General features: G+C 57.9%; 15 protein-coding genes and 1 pseudogene. 2 read left to right on the forward strand and 14 right to left on the reverse strand.

All coding sequences use genetic code 11. From position 1 onward, the window contains the following. Positions 1 to 38 precede the first annotated feature (38 nt). The 8 genes from prmB to ATI45_RS06110 all read right to left on the reverse strand — a co-directional run bounded on the left by prmB (position 39) and on the right by ATI45_RS06110 (position 8,911). Positions 39 to 941: a 50S ribosomal protein L3 N(5)-glutamine methyltransferase gene (gene prmB, locus ATI45_RS06075; protein ID WP_098418705.1), complete on the reverse strand. Its 903-nt coding sequence runs from the start codon at positions 939 to 941 to the stop codon at positions 39 to 41. Positions 942 to 1,020: 79 nt separating this feature from the next. Next, a complete protein-coding gene (locus ATI45_RS06080; protein WP_098418706.1) occupies positions 1,021 to 2,286 on the reverse strand; it encodes a patatin-like phospholipase family protein in 1,266 nt (421 codons plus the stop codon). A gap of 4 nt (positions 2,287 to 2,290) precedes the next feature. Continuing rightward, complete coding sequence (locus ATI45_RS06085) at positions 2,291 to 3,154, reverse strand: DUF4892 domain-containing protein (protein WP_098418707.1); 864 nt, start codon at positions 3,152 to 3,154, stop codon at positions 2,291 to 2,293. A gap of 68 nt (positions 3,155 to 3,222) precedes the next feature. Then, positions 3,223 to 4,143 carry an alpha/beta fold hydrolase gene (locus tag ATI45_RS06090; RefSeq protein WP_098418708.1) on the reverse strand — a complete coding sequence of 307 codons (921 nt, stop codon included), beginning with the start codon at positions 4,141 to 4,143 and terminating at the stop codon, positions 3,223 to 3,225. Positions 4,144 to 4,151: 8 nt separating this feature from the next. Beyond that, positions 4,152 to 4,502, reverse strand: a complete 351-nt coding sequence (locus ATI45_RS06095; protein WP_098418709.1) for a PilZ domain-containing protein — start codon at positions 4,500 to 4,502, stop codon at positions 4,152 to 4,154. A gap of 160 nt (positions 4,503 to 4,662) precedes the next feature. Further along, on the reverse strand, positions 4,663 to 5,673 hold the full coding sequence (locus ATI45_RS06100; RefSeq protein ID WP_179888318.1) for a DNA polymerase III subunit delta': 1,011 nt from the start codon (positions 5,671 to 5,673) through the stop codon (positions 4,663 to 4,665). Positions 5,674 to 5,726: 53 nt separating this feature from the next. Beyond that, entirely contained in the window at positions 5,727 to 7,865 is a 2,139-nt protein-coding gene (locus ATI45_RS06105) for a transglutaminaseTgpA domain-containing protein (RefSeq protein ID WP_098418710.1), read from the reverse strand. Next, positions 7,862 to 8,911 (reverse strand): DUF58 domain-containing protein, encoded by a 1,050-nt coding sequence (locus ATI45_RS06110; protein ID WP_098418711.1) that lies wholly within the window; start codon positions 8,909 to 8,911, stop codon positions 7,862 to 7,864. Before ATI45_RS06110 ends, ATI45_RS06105 begins: the two co-directional genes overlap by 4 nt. 101 nt (positions 8,912 to 9,012) lie before the next feature. On the opposite strand from ATI45_RS06110, the gene pabB reads away from it, so the two are divergent. Then, complete coding sequence (pabB, locus tag ATI45_RS06115; RefSeq protein WP_098418712.1) at positions 9,013 to 10,416, forward strand: aminodeoxychorismate synthase component I; 1,404 nt, start codon at positions 9,013 to 9,015, stop codon at positions 10,414 to 10,416. An 82-nt stretch (positions 10,417 to 10,498) separates the two neighbouring features. Here the strand turns inward: pabB and thrH are convergent, their stop codons facing one another. The 5 genes and pseudogenes from thrH to ATI45_RS06140 form a co-directional block, all read right to left on the reverse strand. Beyond that, a complete protein-coding gene (thrH, locus tag ATI45_RS06120; protein WP_098418713.1) occupies positions 10,499 to 11,113 on the reverse strand; it encodes a bifunctional phosphoserine phosphatase/homoserine phosphotransferase ThrH in 615 nt (204 codons plus the stop codon). Between the two features lie 120 nt (positions 11,114 to 11,233). Then, positions 11,234 to 12,211 (reverse strand): HTH-type transcriptional regulator CysB, encoded by a 978-nt coding sequence (gene cysB, locus ATI45_RS06125; protein ID WP_098418714.1) that lies wholly within the window; start codon positions 12,209 to 12,211, stop codon positions 11,234 to 11,236. Between the two features lie 121 nt (positions 12,212 to 12,332). Further along, positions 12,333 to 14,462, reverse strand: a complete 2,130-nt coding sequence (gene dinG, locus ATI45_RS06130; RefSeq protein ID WP_098418715.1) for an ATP-dependent DNA helicase DinG — start codon at positions 14,460 to 14,462, stop codon at positions 12,333 to 12,335. Then, a pseudogene (locus tag ATI45_RS06135) lies at positions 14,462 to 14,710 on the reverse strand (general secretion pathway protein GspB); the annotation flags it as partial. The gene dinG and the pseudogene ATI45_RS06135, both read right to left, overlap by 1 nt. Positions 14,711 to 14,841: 131 nt before the next feature. Then, complete coding sequence (locus ATI45_RS06140) at positions 14,842 to 15,702, reverse strand: VacJ family lipoprotein (protein ID WP_098418716.1); 861 nt, start codon at positions 15,700 to 15,702, stop codon at positions 14,842 to 14,844. 41 nt (positions 15,703 to 15,743) lie between these two features. Here ATI45_RS06140 and ATI45_RS06145 point away from each other — a divergent pair, with 41 nt between their 5' ends. Beyond that, complete coding sequence (locus tag ATI45_RS06145; protein ID WP_098418717.1) at positions 15,744 to 16,151, forward strand: acyl-CoA thioesterase; 408 nt, start codon at positions 15,744 to 15,746, stop codon at positions 16,149 to 16,151. A gap of 31 nt (positions 16,152 to 16,182) precedes the next feature. Here the strand turns inward: ATI45_RS06145 and ATI45_RS06150 are convergent, their stop codons facing one another. Then, positions 16,183 to 17,304, reverse strand: a complete 1,122-nt coding sequence (locus tag ATI45_RS06150) for a beta-ketoacyl-ACP synthase III (RefSeq protein ID WP_098418718.1) — start codon at positions 17,302 to 17,304, stop codon at positions 16,183 to 16,185. Positions 17,305 to 17,337 lie beyond the last annotated feature (33 nt).

Here is a 17,337-nt window from a genome sequence, read left to right on the forward strand (position 1 = left end):
TCTTATCCAGTTGTTATAAAAAAGGTGTAAAGATTTTATCAGCTGTTCGACAGGTATTTACGCAAGTCTTTAGCGACAATAGCGAGCACCCCGTCGCCGCCGTTTTCAAACTCCAGCCAGGTCAGCGGCAGCTGAGGATAGGCCGCATCCAGCTCTGGCCAGCTGTTACCGACTTCCACAATTAACAGACCGTTGTCGGTCAGCCGATCAGCCGCTCCGGCCAATATGCGATGGGCAATCTCCAGGCCGTCTTCACCGGCCGCCAGGCCCAATACTGGCTCATGGCCGAACTCCGCTGGCATGCTGGCCAGGTCGTGCGCGTTCACATAGGGCGGGTTGCTCAGAATCACATCGTAACGTTCATTCAGATTGCTGAACACATCCGATTGCACGGTGCGCACCCGCTCACCCAGCTGATGCAATGTAATATTGGAATCGGCCACCGCCAGCGCGTCAGTAGAAATATCCGCCAGGTCCACCTTGGCGTCTTCAAACACCGTAGCGGCGGCAATGCCAATACAACCACTGCCGGTACACAAATCCAGAATGCGCTCCACATACACATCGCCCAACCAGGGCTGCAAACCGTTCTCCAGCAGCTCGGCCAGCGGCGAACGTGGCACCAGCACCCGTGAATCCACGTTAAATGGCAGCCCCATAAACCAGGCTTCGCCCAACAGATAGGCCAATGGAACCTGCTCTTCTACCCGGCGCTCTATGCGCTCCAGAATCAGCTCGCGCTCTTCGCGCACCAGGCGCGCATCCAGAAACAGGTTATTGTTTTCCAGCGGTAAATGCAGGCTGCGCATAACCAGCTGGACCGCTTCGTCCCAAACGTTGTCGGTGCCATGGCCAAAGTACAGCGGCGACTTGGCAAAACGGGAACAGGCGTAACGCAAAAAATCGCGTACGGTGGCCAAATCATCAACGGGGCTGGTCACGGCAAAAGAGTCCTGTCTGAACGGAAAATGGGCCCACAGTATACGTGTTTCGGCTGTCTTGCGCGCGGCCTAAACCGGCTTAAACCGCGAGCGGGCCTGAGCTGCTGTGGTCTTGCTCATAGCGGTCCAAAGCCGCTGCCATGCGCTCACGACCCAGCTGAATCAGCTCTGGCGCTTTGTGGAAATCGTAGCTGCGGCACACGTTTTTCGGAATATTCACCAACAGGTCAGGCGGGTAGCCGGCAATTTTGTACTGCACCAGCACGCTCTGCATGGTTTCAATGGCCAGGTTCATTACCTCGAACTTGCCGATACCCAGCTTGTCCCAATCAATGGTCTCAACTTCGCCCTGCTGTTTGCCAGTGCTGCCCGGTTCTGGTGTTTTCGGGCTTTGTACCGCTTCTTCTTCTTCCTGCTTACGCTGTTTTTTGGCATTCTGCTTTTGCACTTCGCGGCTGATTTTATCTTCCGCAGGTTCGCCGTCGACTTTGCCGCCGGCCAACCCTTTCAATGTGTCCCAGTCAAACCAGCGCGACGCTTTTTCGCGCATGGCGCTCATCCACTCTTCACTGTCGTCATCATCGTCGAGGCTGGTAAAAGCCGCATCCGACAGGCGCTGGCGGCGGTCGTCTTCACCCGCCAGGTTCACCGCAACAATCAAGTCGGCGTGGGCCGAAATGGTCGGAATGATCGGCAGCGGGTTCAGGGTGGAGCCATCGACCAGCACCCGGCCGTTCAGCACCAGCGGCGTAACCACACCGGGAATAGCCACCGATGCGCGTATGGCCTGGTCCAGCGGGCCTTCCTGAAACCAGATTTCTTTATGGCCCAGCAGGTCTGTGGCGACCGAGGTAAACGCAATGGGCAGGTCTTCTATGCGCGTATCGCCTAGAATGTCGCTTACAATAGAAAAAATTTTGTCACCACGAATAGCGCCCACCGCACTAAAGGTAACGTCCAGCAGCCTTAGCACATCAAACTGCCCTAACCCCGTTACCCAGTCTTTGTACTGCTGCAGTTTTCCCGCGGCGTACATGCCGCCCACCAGCGCCCCCATAGAGCAACCGGATATGGCAATAATTTCATAGCCGCGCTCGTTAAGCACTTCAATAGCGCCAATATGGGCATAGCCGCGGGCACCGCCGCTGCCCAAGGCGAGCGCTACGGTAGCGCGCTTTTGCCGAGACGCCGGCTTTTTGTCTTTGCCGGTTTCCGGCGCACCGGCAGAATCCAGGCCGCCGCTTTCGACCACCCCGGAACTGCTGCTCGCAGCAGTTTTCGCGGGACCTGCCGCCAGGCTTTTGCCAGCAGCTGCAACAGCCTTGTCATCGTCTTTAGATGTCATTCCATCACCTTGAAATAACTAAAATTTCCACACGGTTACCCTTGCGCAGCGGATCTGACTGAACGATGCTCGGGCCCACCACCACTAACTGCTGGCGTTCCTTCACAATGCCAGTTTGCACCAGCAAATCAGACATGGATTCACCGGCCGTGCGCGCGCGAGCCATGGCGTCTTCCAGCGGCTCGCTGCCTTCCAGTTCCGAGTAGGTGATCAGTATCACGGTACTGCCGTCGGCATCGGCCCAGTCCCGTAACATGCGGCGGTCCTTTGATTTCCAGTCAAAGCGCACAATAAAGCCGTCTTGCCAAGCTACGATTAAAGGCCCGCGAATGCGACTTTGCAGGGATCCCAGGCCTGGCACCACGGCGCCCGAGCCAACCTCGAAGTGCTCTACCCAGACGTATTCGCTCTGGTTACCGCGGGTAACCGTGTATACCAGAGTCAGCCAGCGCTGGCCGTCTTCGCTGACGGTGCCCACCACCAGGTAATCCTGTGCGGTATCCCGGCCAAGCAGCATGGATTTGTCAAAAATCTGATTGGCCCACACGTTGCTGCGGCCGCAGCGCACGCCTGTACATTCGAACAAGATGTTAGCGCCGGAATTCAGCAGCTCCTGGCGATAGTGATTCAACGCACCCACCCGGCTGGCGTCTGCGTTAATGCGATACAGCAGGCTGTTGCCGGATACCGGCAGCCGAGCCATCACATCGGAGCGAATTTCGCTGTTAATCTCCCGCACCGGGCTGAACAGAACAAGATGCCCACCCGACTCCAACGGCCGGGTTTCTTCCAGCTCTGACGCGGGAAACTTCTCTGGAGCTGTCTCCGGAAATGCCGCCAGTGCCTGCTGGCTCGCTACAGCGAGCATCGCACCCAATATTAACGCAGCTCCAATTACAAAGTTTTTCGCACATCGATCATTCAACACAGCATCACCTATTGATTCAAAAATCGTTTAACAGCCAGGGTCACCGGACGGGTGTCGCCATCCAGATGACAGTGGTGGCCGCCGGGAACATCAACCTGCTGGAAATCTTTAATCACTTGGGCGCGGGCCTGGGTTGTGTCGGCGTTGTCTGCCAACAAACCGGATTGCGCCCGCACAAATAATGTTGGTGTGCTCAGCGCCGCCAAAGACGCCCGCACCTGCTGTTCTGACAGCATCAGCGCCGAAGGATGACGCAGCCGCGCATCGGTGCGCCACAACCAGCCGCTTTCCACCTTTTGCATATTACGGGGTATAAGGGCCAGAGCAGCTTCCGGGCTCAAAGGACTCAGGCCGCCGGCCCGTACTTTCGCCGCTGTCGCCAAATCCGGATACAACGTCGGCTTGCCAGAGCCCGCCAGGCGTTTGCTGATGGAGCGGCGCAACTGCGGAATCACATCGTGTTCGTGGCGACTGAGCGCACCCAGGCTGTCAATCAGCACCAGTTTGCGCACACGCTCAGGGAATGCCGCAGCGTAAAGCGCTGCAACAATACCGCCAAGGGAGTGCCCAACCAGGTCCAGCGGAGTTTTGTCAGCGTCAAAGTGAAGCTCGATCAGTTCGGCAAGATCCGCTACGTAATCCATCAACACATAATGTTGCCCCGGCGGGCGATGGCCGGAATGGCCGTGGCCTGCAAAATCAAACGCGTACACGTCACCCAGGCTGGTCAGTTCGGGTGCCAGATGGGTAAAGGTTTCGCTGTTATCCAGCCAGCCGTGCAGCAACAGCGTTGGCCGCCGGTTCGGGGCTTCAGGCTGTGCGGGCCAGCTCAAACCCGCCAGCGTGATGTGTTCCAGTGGCCAGAGAGCTTCCTGCCCGGCAGCGGTTTCTGTGCCTGTATCCGCCAAAGCGGCAGCAACTTGGGTCATCGGGTACCTCAGAGTGTATGGGTGGGGCGGTCTGAACTCAGCGAACCCGCCAAATACGACTCGATTTTGGTTCTGGCCAATTCGGCGTCGTCATTAAACTGTACGCCAATGCCGGCCGCACGGTTCCCTTGCGCGCCTTTTGGTGTAATCCAGATAACTTTGCCAGACACCGGTAATTTCTCCGGTTCGTCCATCAGATTGAGCAGCAAAAACACCTCGTCACCGAGCTGATATTGCTTTTGGGTGGGAATAAACAAACCACCCTGGCGGATATAAGGCATGTACGCAGCGTAAAGCACTGCTTTGTCTTTGATGGTCAGGGTCAATATGCCACTGCGATTTCCGAATCCGGGCCCCATAACAAATACCTTATCTGTGATGTGTCAATAAATGTTGCAACAAAATTTGTCAATAAACGTTTCGGCAAAGGTTTCAATAAATATCTGTTAATCATAACAGTAGCGAGACCGATGCGGGTATTTGCCGGCTCTTCAATCAACATTGGCCCGCGCGGCTGTCTCAGCCGGCTCGCTGGCGTTTTGGCATCAGTTGTTGCCACGCCAGCAGCAACCGGCTGGCTTCCAGCTCCGGGCTGGCATTGTATACAACGGCTTCACGGCCTTCGTGCACCGCGTCCAGCAATGCATGGGCGCGCCAGGGCGGATTGCAGCCGGCCAGAAAGCGCAGCATATCCGCAGCTTCACGGTGCGCCGGCTCACTCCCGGCGCTGAGGCGGGCCAGGTCTGCGGCCCAGCCTTCGAACAGCCACAGGGTTTCATCCAGCCCCAGGGCTTTGAAGGCTTTGGCGGCATCGGCCAGAGTCATCTGGTTTTTCATGAAATCGCGAAAACCACAAAAAGCCGCGTCGTGCAGCGCTATAAAGCCGCCGTTCAGATAATCCAAAGCCAGCCTTGGGGCATTGCCGGCGAGCATCAACGCTTTCGCCACGGCGATACTTTCGGGCTGTTTCTCAGACGGCAGCAGGGTCAGCTGGCTCACCAGCCAGCGTTCAGCGTCGGAGGCTTCAGGTACCGGCAAATTATGAGTCTGGCAGCGCGAGCGAATCGTGGGAATCAGCGGCCGGCCGCTTTCCTGCAACAGCAGCAGCACGGTATCGCCGCTGGGTTCTTCCAGAGTTTTCAGCAAGGCGTTAGCGGCGTTGATATTGAGCTGGTCGGCGCGATCAATAATCGCAATCTTGCGCTGGCCCACCTGAGGTGACGCCGAAGCAAACGCAATCAATTCCCTGATTTGAACAATGCGTACCATGCGCGATTTTTCAGGGGCGTATACCCGCACGTCCGGATGGCTGCCGGCACGTTTCAATTCGCACTGCTTGCAGTGGCCGCAAGCTTGTGGCATTCCCCGGGAGTCGGTTTGCAGCTGGTCACACAACAACAAACCGGCAACCGCATCGGCCCAGGCACGTTTACCAACACCGCGCTCGCCATTAATAATCAGTGCGTGGGGCAGCCGCGACTCCGTCAGCTGTTTCTGTACGCTGTGCCAGGCTTTTGCCAGCCAGGGCATATCGGTCGCAATATCGGTGTCCTGATGTATCAATCCTTTGCCTCGCTGCTCGCTCAAAATGATTCGCTAGATTTAGTGGAAGCCGCAACTGTACCCGCCGCCGCCTGCCGCCGCTGCCGTTTCATGCGGGCCAGCAAGCGTCGCAGACGGCGAATGTCAGACGCCGGCTCCACAGCGGCATCGGCCGTTTGGCGACTGTATTGGCGACTATAGTAGTGAGTATTGACCACACCAGCAAAAACTCTGGCCGAATCCGCCAGCGCCGGTTCCGCCCGCGCCAGTCGTTCAGCCAGGCCCAGGGGCGTTTCACCCTGGCGCACAGGCACGCCAACACCCTCGCAAAACCTTTGCCACCGTTGAAGCTGACGCGCCACACCGGTGCTGCGACGGCCCTGCCGGCCGCGCCAGCCGCTGATCAACCCGGCCAGCAACAGTGCGGCTGCCACAGTACCGGCGCTGATATAACCCAGATCGCGCATGGTAAGGCCACCGGGCAAGCGCGACAGCAGGTCCATCTGGCTCTGGCCCTGATACCCTACCACCCAGCGTTGCCACTGATAATTGACGCGATCCAGCTGCAGGCTGGCCCAGGTCAGCAGGGGCAAGTTGCCGTATTTTTGCGGCGACAGCCAGCTGTTTTCCAGAAACGAACCTTCCTCTGCCATCGCCTCCCGCAGGCCGGATTCAATGCGCGACGGCGCAATCGCCGCGGTCGGGTCAAGCCGAATCCAACCCGCACCCTCAAACCAGCCTTCTACCCAGGCGTGGGCGTCGTACTGACGCACAATCAGGTATTCGTCTCCGGCCCCGGATTCACCGCCCTGATACCCAACAACTATTCGCGCGGGAATACCGGCCGCACGCAGCACAAAGGTCATGGCGCCGGCGTAGTGGGCACAAAAACCCCGTTTCACATCGAACAATAAGGCGTCAATACCGTCATCGGGCATGGCCGGCGGCCGCAGGGTGTAAAAGTACGGCTGCTGGCGGAAACGCTGCAGCAGCGCAGCGGCTACCCCACGGTCGTCATAACGGCTGCGCAGTTCATCAGCCAAAGCCCGGGCCCGCGGGTTGCCACGGCCAGGCAGTTGCAACAATTGGCGGCGCTGCGCCGGTGACAGTTGCGCGTCAGCATTGGCCGCAGGCGTTTCCAAGGCCAGGCGATAGCGCACGCTGGTGTCCGCAGGGCGGCGGAAGCGAAACAGATCTTCCTCTACTTCTACTTCTTCAATATTGGGCGATGCCGCCACCGAGTCCGCCAGCGCGAACGCCCAGCTCTGATCGGTAGGCTCCAGCAATATTTCGTATTGGTTTGCGTCCAGAGGCCCGGATACGCCTTCGATTTCAACCCGCCCCAAGCGCCGAAAAGCGGGCTGCGCGGACTGTTTCCAGCTTGCGCCGTCAAGATAATCCAGGGTCAGGCCGCGCCAATAGCGTTGCGGCTGGGGTGGTGCCGGCCCACCGAAGCTCACGCGAAACGCACGTTCGCTGCTCTGAGCCAGGCTGGAAATATCCCCCGGGGTCATCTGATCGCTTATGCCGCTGCGGGCCTGGCCCGACACCAGCGGTACGCTCCACAGGGGCGCCATGCGCGGAAAGAACACAAACAGCACAATCACCACCGGCAGCATTTTTAGCAGCAAGCTCGCTAGCCGGCGGCCACCAGAGCGCACACCGGCTGGCAATTCGGGCGCGTTCAGCACCTGCAAACCCATCAGCAGCAACACCACCGCGGTAAAATTCAGCAGGGTCCAGTGTATGGCCTGGTGAAACAAAAAATTCACCGCGGCCATGTACAGCAGTATGAAAAACAACACGTAAAAATCACGGGCACTGCGGGTTTCAAGCCATTTAAGCGCCACGCACAACACAAAAAACGACGCGGCTGTGTCTACCGTGAACTGGCTTTTTACCGTGGCCACGTACACTCCGCCCAACACCACCACCAGCCCCGTTCGCCACCATCTTCCAGGTAAGCGTACACGGCCCAACCGCGCCAGCCAGCGCCAGAGCATAAGCGCAACACACACCACCAAAAGCCAGGGCGGCAGCCGGTCCCATTGTGGCACCAGCAGTATGGTAAACGCCGCCACTAACCATAAAAGTGCCTTGCCAGGCAGTTGCGCAGCCGGCGCTTGCACGCCAGAACCGAGGGCTGGCGAAGGTTGTTTGTTACCTCGGCGGGTAGTCATTGCGGGCTCCCGTTGCTGGCGCCACTCAGCAGTTCCGGGTCGGCGCTAGTGGATTTCAAGCGACTGCCAAAGCGGCGGGGCTTGTTGTCACGGGGCTTCTCTAGCCCCCACACCGCCAGCGCGCGCTGGCAGCGCAATGCGTGGGCAGCGCCGCTGTCTGGCTCTATTAACTGCCCCGGCAAACTCAGCCCGTAGCGCACACCCAGGCGCTGACGGTCATCCACCAGAAACGCCAGATAACTTAAACGCATTTCGTTACTTGCACCTATAAACGCCTGAAAATCCAACCATTGTGGACTTCCAGCCTGCCCTTGCCAGTCTGCCACCACCAGCTGCCCGGTGCGGGCAAAGCGTTTCCACAGTACTCGCTGGCTGGAATCGCCTTCGCGCCAGGGCCGCAAATCGGCGCTGTCTGAACCCGCCTGAACACTGGCCACCGCCTCGCTTTCGCCGTCCTCGGCGGTGGCCCGCAGCTCGGGCGCAGTGATGGGTTTTGCAAAGGCCAGGCCGGCTGACACCGGCCGCAACCAGGACCAGGCTTTTAACAGCCCAAAGGGGTAACGGGTTTCTATGCGAATTCGGTCCGGGCGCACATAACCACGGCGCGGCGCCAAAACCTGCACAGACACATCACGGCTTTGCCCGGCGGGCACACTCACCCACACCGGCAACGAATCCCCGCTGCTAACCTGCACCGCAATGGCGTCGTCTTTACCGGCGGTCAGGCGCAGGCTAAATGGCACCATGTCACCGGCAACGGCCTCTCCCGCCCGGCTCAGGGCCAGAGTCAAACCCGCCAGGTTGCGGTGAGTCTGGTGCATGGCGCCCACAAATACCCCGCCAAGCACAAAGGTCAGCATATAAATCAGGCTGTTTTGATAGTTGATGCCGGTAATCAGCATAATCAGTAGTAACGCACCGAACATAACGCCGGCACCGGTCGGCAGAATAAACAGATTTTTCTGGCTGAACGTCTGGCGATCAGATCTGGGCAGGCGTCGATTCACCCAGCGCTGCCAAAAACCATCGTTTGTCGGTTTCTTCATTGTCATAAATCCAGTATACGTAACAGCCTTTCGCGAATCGCCAGCGTATTAACAAATCGCCGAATTAATTTTCCTTCAAAAGAATATGAGAGGTTTTAACCTTGATAGCGGCTACACCCATCAGCGCTGATCAATTTGCCCGGCTTCAGGCTCACGCCAGCCAGTGCAGCGACTTTATTTGCCTGGGCGCTCCCGGGGCAGAAGCTGGCCGTGGCGAACGCTTTGGTTTCGCCGCCCTCGCAAACATAACCGTAACCCTCGACTGTAGCGATGTATTCGCCGATAAAGCTGCGCTGGCCCGCACCGCACACTTTATGGAAGACCAGTTGGCGCAGATGAAAAGTCAGCCTTCGCAGGTTGACGAGCCGGCGTCGCAAACGACACCCTGGCTGAGCGGTGGCTGGCTGGGTTTCGCCAGTTACGAGCTGGGCTATCGGCATTTGAAAGCTCCGACAAACACGGCAACAGCCGCTTTACCCAGCGCCGACCGCAATCCACTGCCCGCCATGCAAGCCGGTTTGTACCTGTGGATGGCGAGCTGCGATCGGCAAAGCGGACAGTATTACCTGTGGATTCACCCCCAGTGCGCAGCGGCAACCCAGGCGCAACTGGCGCACTGGCAAAGGGAAGATTCAGCCTCGCCCCTGCCCGGCCACAACTGGCGCATGACCCAGGCCTTTGCGCCACGGCAATCTGCGACAGACTTTATGGCCGGCGTTGAGCGGGTTAAAGAATATATTCTGGCGGGCGACTGCTATCAGGCCAATCTGTCCCAGCAGTTCAGCGGCCAGTACCGGGGCGATCCCTGGCGCGCCTACCAGGCGCTTACCAGCGCGCACCCTACGCCTTACGGCGCCTTTCTGCGGCTCGGCGACCAGGCCATTGTGTCGGCCTCGCCGGAGCGCTTTCTTCAGATCAGCGGCGATACCGTGCTAACCAGCCCTATCAAAGGCACACGCCCGCGGGGCAACGATGCCGAGCAGGATCGCGCCCTGGCGCAGGAACTGATGGATTCGGAAAAAGACCGGGCAGAAAATCTAATGATTGTGGATCTACTGCGCAACGACCTGGGTCTGAACGCGGCCACGGGGTCGGTGCGTGTGGACAAGCTGTTTGCATTGGAGTCTTACCGCAATGTGCACCACCTGGTCAGCCACATTCGCGCAACGCTGGCGCCCGATGTATCACCGCTGCGGGCGTTTTTTGATGCGTTTCCCGGTGGTTCAATTACCGGCGCGCCGAAAATCCGCGCTATGGAAATTATTCAGGAACTGGAGCCCCACTGGCGCGGCCCTTACTGCGGATCGGTATTTCATCGCAACTTTGACGGCCAGCTAGACAGCAGCATCGCTATCCGCACCCTGGTGTGCGACAACACCGGCGCCATCCACTGCTGGGGTGGCGGCGGCATAGTCACGGATTCAGAAGCCGAAAGCGAATATCAGGAAACCCTGACCAAGGTAAAACCGCTAATGGATTGCCTGGAAAAAGAAGGCGGGCTATAGGTTTAAAGTACACAGACCCGCCTTCTTGTTCATGACTCTACATTTGAGCTCTGAAAATTCTGGCACCACAGGCTCCGGATCTTCAGGCGCTATGAATCAGGCTGGCCTTCAGGAATTCCTGCTTTAAATCCTCAAACGTCTGCACCGCCGGGAACTGCGGAAATTCGCTGATCACGTTTTGCGGCGCGTGGAACAAAATACCGGCCTCAGCCTGCGCCAGCATGGTAGTGTCGTTGTACGAATCGCCGGCGGCAATTACCCGGTAATTCAGTAGCTGAAAGGCGCGAACCGACTGGCGTTTGGGGTCACGCTGACGCAACAAGTAGTCGGTAATCTGGCCGCTGTCTGCGACTTCCAGCTTGTGGCACAGCAGCGCAGGATGGCCCAGCTTGGCCATCAGCGGCATGGCAAATTCGTAGAACGTGTCTGACAGAATCACCACCTGAAAGCGCTCTCGCAACCAGTCCAGAAACTCCGCGGCACCGGGCAGCGGGTCCAGCCCGCCAATCACTTCCTGAATTTGTGGCAAGCCATAACCGTGCTGGTCCAGCAGCTTCAGGCGCTGCTTCATCAGTACGTTGTAATCAGGAATGTCGCGGGTGGTTGCCTTGAGTTCTTCAATGCCGGTTTTCTCCGCAAACGCAATCCAGATTTCTGGAATCAATACTCCTTCAAGATCAAGGCATGCCAGTTCCACAGTGCTCTCCTGTTTCATCAATAAGGGAAGATTCGGTTGCCATCGCAGTGCCGCGCACCCGCATCGGTTCGCTATAATAGAAAAAACCGCACGGAATTGCACCGCTCTGCAAACAGCCCGTCAGAGCACGGGTAGCTCTACATTCTCGAACAGCGCTTCAATTTCACCGCGGTTGCTCTGTTTAGACACAACCTGATCTACTACGTCGCGGGTCAGGTGGGGAGCAAAGCGCTGGATGAAATCATACATGTAACCACGTAAAAAAGTGCCCTTGCGAAAGCCAATATGGGTAATGCTACTGTCGAAGAGCTTGCTGGCGTCTATCACCACCAGGTCAGTGTCTACTTTCGGGTCGTACGCCATGCTGGCAATAATGCCCACGCCAAGCCCCAGGCGCACGTACGTTTTGATCACGTCGGCGTCGGCGGCGGTAAACACCACCTTGGGAATCAGACTTGCGCTTTTGAAGGCTTCATCCAGCCGCGAGCGCCCGGTAAAGCCAAATACATAGGTTACCAGGGAATATTCCGCCAGCTTGGCCAGGGTCAGCTCCGGTTCCGCTGCCAGCGGGTGGTCTTTGGGCACCACGATGCAGCGATTCCAGCGGTAACAGGGCATCATGATCAGGTCATTGAACACTTCCATGCCTTCAGTGGCAATGGCGAAATCGGCCGCGCCGGTGGCGGCCATTTCTGAAATCTGGGTGGGCGTACCCTGCTTCATGTGCAGAGACACGTCTGGATAGGCGTCCAGAAACCCACGAATCACCGGCGGCAAGGCGTAGCGTGCCTGGGTGTGGGTGGTGGCAATGCTCAAGTCACCGGCGCGCTGGTCGCTGAATTCCTGGGCAATCTTTTTGATGCCCTCAGCGCGGCGTAAAATTTCACCGGCCTCGCGCACAATAATCTCGCCGCCCGGGGTTATGCGGGTCAAATGCTTGCCGCTGCGGGCAAAAATCTCCAGCCCCAGCTCGTCTTCCAGCAGGCGAATCTGCTTGGAAATCCCCGGCTGCGACGTAAACAGACTCTGCGCCGTAGCAGACACGTTCAGGTCGTGGTGCGCAACCTCCCAGATGTAGCGTAGCTGTTGTAATTTCATTATCTGGGTTGCTCCCTGTGCGACCGGCGCAACGGGCCGACTCGCACTCACTGATTTATTGAAAGGATAAAAAATTAATTTTACGCATAAAAAGATTAATTTTCATTCTTTTTTCGCATAATCAATACTCAATCACCCGCCGGAACGGCGGCAGCGAATCCAGCAGCAGCTGGCCATAGCGCCGCGCCACAATGCGCCGGTCCAAAATGGTCACCCGCCCGGTGTCTTCTTCGGTGCGCAGCAAGCGCCCTACGGCCTGAACCAGCTTGATGGACGCTTCCGGCACGGTAATCTCCATAAACGGATTACCACCGCGCTGGGTCACCCACTCCGCCAGGCTGGCATCAATCGGGTCATCGGGTACTGAAAACGGCAAACGGGTAATCACCACGTGGTGCAGGTACTTACCCGGCAAGTCTATGCCCTCGGCAAAACTGGCAACCCCGAACAGCACGCTGGGCCGGCCTTCGTCCACCCGCGCGCAGTGCTGGCGCAGCACTTCGCCTTTGGCCATGTCGTCCTGGGTAATAATCAGCCCGGGATAGTCACCGGCCAGGGCGTCTCTTACCTGATGCATCTGGCGCCGCGAGGTGAACAGCACCAGGGTGGCGGTTTCCCCTTGCCACAGCGTGGGCAGGCGTTCAATCAGCTCTTCCAGAAAACCGTCATCGGTGGGCATGGCCTTCATGGCCGGCACTTCCACCGTGGCCATCTGCTGGTAGCGGAACGAGCTGGGAACCACCAGGTAGCGGGCGTCTTCCGGCAATCCGGCGCGGGAGCGCAGGCGATCAAATTTACCCAAAGCGGTCAGCGTGGCGCTGGTTAACACCGAACCGTAAGCCCGTGACCACAGCCGTGTATACAGCAGGCTGTCAGCCAATACCGGCGAACTGTAAAGGGTAATGTCTTCGGCGTGGTCCCAGCGCTGGCGCACTGTCCAGCGAGCCGGCGGCGGGCTTTTTGTTTCCTCACACCAGGCCGCCCAAAGGCGCAGCTGCTCTTCAGAGCGGCTGTGGAAGGAGCCAATCACCGGATACCAGGATTCTGCCGTTTCACGGTCAATATCGTGGGTTTTGCGCTCGTCAAAGGCACCCTGAAGCTCTTCAGCCAAAGCACCCACGTGGCGCGAAAAATTAGCGCTGGCAATGCGTGCTTCCGCCGCCAGTACCGCCATGGCATCCGGCAGCTGGCCTTCGGGATAACGCCACTGGGCCGAGCGGCGCTCGTCGTTAAATTCCCAGGTGATATTGTGTTCGCAGTATTCGTACACCCGGGTGACCACCAGGTCGACTTCCCGCGCGGCTTCGCTGATGCGCTCCAGGGTTTTTGCCCCTTGGGTGCCCGGGCTCAGGTGGGGCTGCATTTTTACCAGCACCTGCGACAGCTGTTTTAACCAGCTGCGTGTGGAATTCAGGGAAATCGACGCGGCGAAGTGATTCAATGCTTTGTCTGGCAGGTGGTGAGCTTCGTCGAATATATACAGCGCGTTTTCCGGCTCTGGCAGTATCGCGCCGCCGCCCAGGGCCAGGTCTGCCAACACCAGGTCGTGGTTGGCTACGACTATATCGGCGGCGTCCAGATCTTTGCGGGCGTCAAAAAACGCACAGCTATCAAAGTAACTGCAGTGGCGGTTGGTGCACTGGCGGTGGTCGGTGGTTACCTGGCGCCAGATATCGTCTGGGATCTGCTCAGGCCAGTGGTCGCGATCACCGTCCCACTTGCGCGCGCCGTAGCTGGCCAGCATTTCCTCAAAGAACGCGCGGGTGCCGGGTTCCTCTTTGCCCGGTGCATCCAACAAAAACAACGGCATGGTATCGCTGTCGCCGTTGCCTTCGTCGTGCAGGCGGCCTTCCAACCGCGACATGCACAAATAGCGGCCGCGGCCTTTGGCCAGGGTCCAGTTTATATCCAGCTTGCTGTGTTTTTTCACGTCTGGCAGGTCTTTCAGAACAATCTGGTCTTGCAGCGCCACTGTGGCGGTGGAAATCACCAGGGTTTTGTTCAGGGCCTTGGCCACCGGAATAGCAGCAATCAGGTAGGCCAGGGTTTTACCGGTACCGGTCCCGGCTTCCACCACGCAGGCCGAAGGCGGTGACGTACGCTGGCCATCGTTGTCGGTGATGTCGCCCATATAGCGGGCGATTTCGGCAATCATCAGGCGCTGGCCATAACGTGCACGCACCTGCTTACCCGCCAACATGTCGCGGTAACCCTGCTGAATCTGCTGTTTGGTCTGTTCGCTCAGGGCCATCAGCGCGGGCTCATCCAGTCGCGTACAATACCCAGTCGAAATTGTTGCCCTTGCCTGCTTAACACCACGCCATCCTCAGTAATTTCTTCCACCCGCAAGCCTTGAAAGCTATCGCCCGGCCGCAGATTCTGGTTATTGATCATTACCCTGCGGGCCTTTGGCACCGAGGCAAATATGTGACTGTTTACCGTCAAATCCGGCACGCTGCGCTGGAACGACAGCGGCAACTCAACCAGGTGCGGAAAACGCACGCCGCCTGCGCTGTTTGCAGACGCCTTGGCGCCCGAGGACGCCAGCGGGTCAAAGAAGTCGTAATACATGGTTACGCTCGTGTCCCGTTAGGCTAATTCGTGAACGTGCTGAGCGAGAGACTAACTCATTAAAAGTCGTCGAGCATCAGGTCGTCACTGTCGTCGGCGGCAAACGGATCCCGTTGTACCTTGCCGTCGTTAATCAGGAAGTCGCGGCGCTGCATATACGCATTGCGAAAAAACACATAGCGATCACCGGAAATCAGCTTTTCCGCCGGAATCAGGTCAGCGCGTATGTCCACTATCTGCACACCACGGGCGTAAACGTTGTATGGGCTTTCAATTTCGTCCCAGGTGGATGGCAATACAAAGCTGTCTATACCAAAGCCTGCAAAATCCCGCGGGTTGGACGGCCCCAGCACGGGCAACATCAGGTAAGATCCGGCGCCCGAACCCCAATAGCCCAGGGTTTGGCCGAAATCTTCCGGGCGCTCGGGCAAGTCCCAGGCGGTGGCCACATCAAACATGCCCGCTAGCCCGAACACCGTGTTAAAGGTAAAACGACCAGCGGCCACAACGGCCGACTCAAGCTTGAGCTGCAACACGCTGTTGGTGAAATTGCTGAGCTCACCCAAATTACTGAACACATTGGTAACGCCACGGTCCACGAACTCCGGCATAATCGCACGGTAACTCTGGGCGATCGGCTTCAGAAACCAGCGATCCAGGCCTTCGTTAAACGCAAACACCTTGCGGTTCCAGTTTTCATAGGGATCGCGCTTATGCCTGCTGGAGTTCGTGGTCAAGGGCGCAGATTCAGTAAACCCTGCGCTTGCCCGTTGCTCTGCTGTCTGTGTCGATGCCTGGGCCTGTGTCGATGCCTGGGCCTGGGCTTGGCCGGATGCGAATAAAAGCATCAACGCCAGCGTCGCTAACACGCCACGGGGAAGCATAAACAGTGAGCAAGGCCAGAGATTGAATTGGGTCATGTTAAGCTCTTTGAATTCTATATTTACAAACGGAGAGATCGATGTCGGTACCGGGAAATCTTGTCAACACAATCACGGCTCCCCTGCGCTGGGGTGATATGGACGCCTACGGGCACGCCAACAACACAGTGTACTTCCGCTTCTTTGAGGAAGCTCGAATTGTCTGGCTGGCCGACATCAACATCGACATGAGCGGCCCTACAGGGCCCATCATTATAAAGACTAGCGCGACTTTTCTAAAGGAATTGAAGCACCCTGCCAACTTGGTGATTACCACCTACGCCGACAAAGCCGGCAACACCAGCCTGGACACCTATCACGAGATAAAAGACGCAGACAACGGACAGCTCTACGCGGAAGGCTACGCAAAGCTGGTGTGGTTTGACCACAACACCCGCGGTTCCTGCCCTTTGCCAGACGCCCTGCGCGCCCTGGCAACAAACGCCTGATCGGCTTGAAAGGTTCGAATGCCTTGCTTTGTCAGCGGCGTCGCACAACTACGCTGCCGATGGAATAACCGGCACCAAACGAGCAGATTACGCCAACATCCCCAGACACCAGGTCGTCTTTATTCAGGTGAAAGGCAATGATGGAACCGGCAGAGCTGGTGTTGGCGTACTCGTCCAGAATCACCGGTGCTTCATCTTCGGTGGCATCGCGGCCCAAAACCCGGCGCGCAATCAAATGGTTCATGTTCAGGTTCGCCTGGTGCAGCCACATGCGCCGCAGCTGATCGGGCGCCAATCCAAGGCTCTGCAGATGATTCTGTATGGTATCGGCCACCAGCGGTGACACTTCCTTGAACACCTTGCGGCCCTGCTGCACAAACAGTTTGTCAGGCTGGCCCACACCGCTGTCGTCGGCGCGGTTCAAAAACCCGAAATTGTTGCGAATGGCGTTGGAATACAGGGTTTTCAGACGGGTACCCAGAATTTCAAAACCGGCGCCCGGCGCTACTGCGTCTTCCCGCTCCACCAGAATGGCGGTGCAGGCATCACCGAATATAAAGTGGCTGTCGCGTTCGCCGAAATTCAGGTGGCCGGAACAGATTTCCGGGCTAACCACCAGCACCGCGCGGGCCGTGCCGTTTTCCACCGAATTCACCGCGGCCTGCAAGCCAAACGTGGCAGAGCTACAGGCAACGTTCATGTCATAAGCAAAACCCTGAATGCCCAGAGCGTTCTGCACTTCAATCGACACCGCCGGGTAAGCCCGCTGCAAGTTGGAGCAGGCCACAATCACCGCGTCTACGTCATCCGCGGTTTTACCCGCCTGTTGCAGGGCCTCGTGACAGGCCGTGACGCTCATATCGCACTGCACTGAAGGCTGATCGTTTGTGCGGTCTGGAATATTCGGTTTCATCCGCCTGGGGTCCAGAATGCCCTCTTTATCAATCACGTGACGGCGCTTTATGCCAGACGCTTTTTCAATAAAAGCTGAAGAGGAATGCTCCAGAGCCGCCTGCTCGCCGCGGGCAATCCCATCGGCGTGCTCGGCGTTGTGCAGGTCTACGTACTGATTGAACGTTGCAACCAGTTCGTCATTGCTGATGGTGGCCGGTGGTGTGTACAAACCGGTTCCACTGATGATGGCTTTAATCACGCTAACCCCATGTCATAGTGAAAATCTGAAAAG

Source organism: Marinobacter sp. LV10MA510-1, from assembly GCF_002563885.1.
In the GTDB taxonomy this organism is placed as follows: Bacteria; Pseudomonadota; Gammaproteobacteria; order Pseudomonadales; family Oleiphilaceae; genus Marinobacter.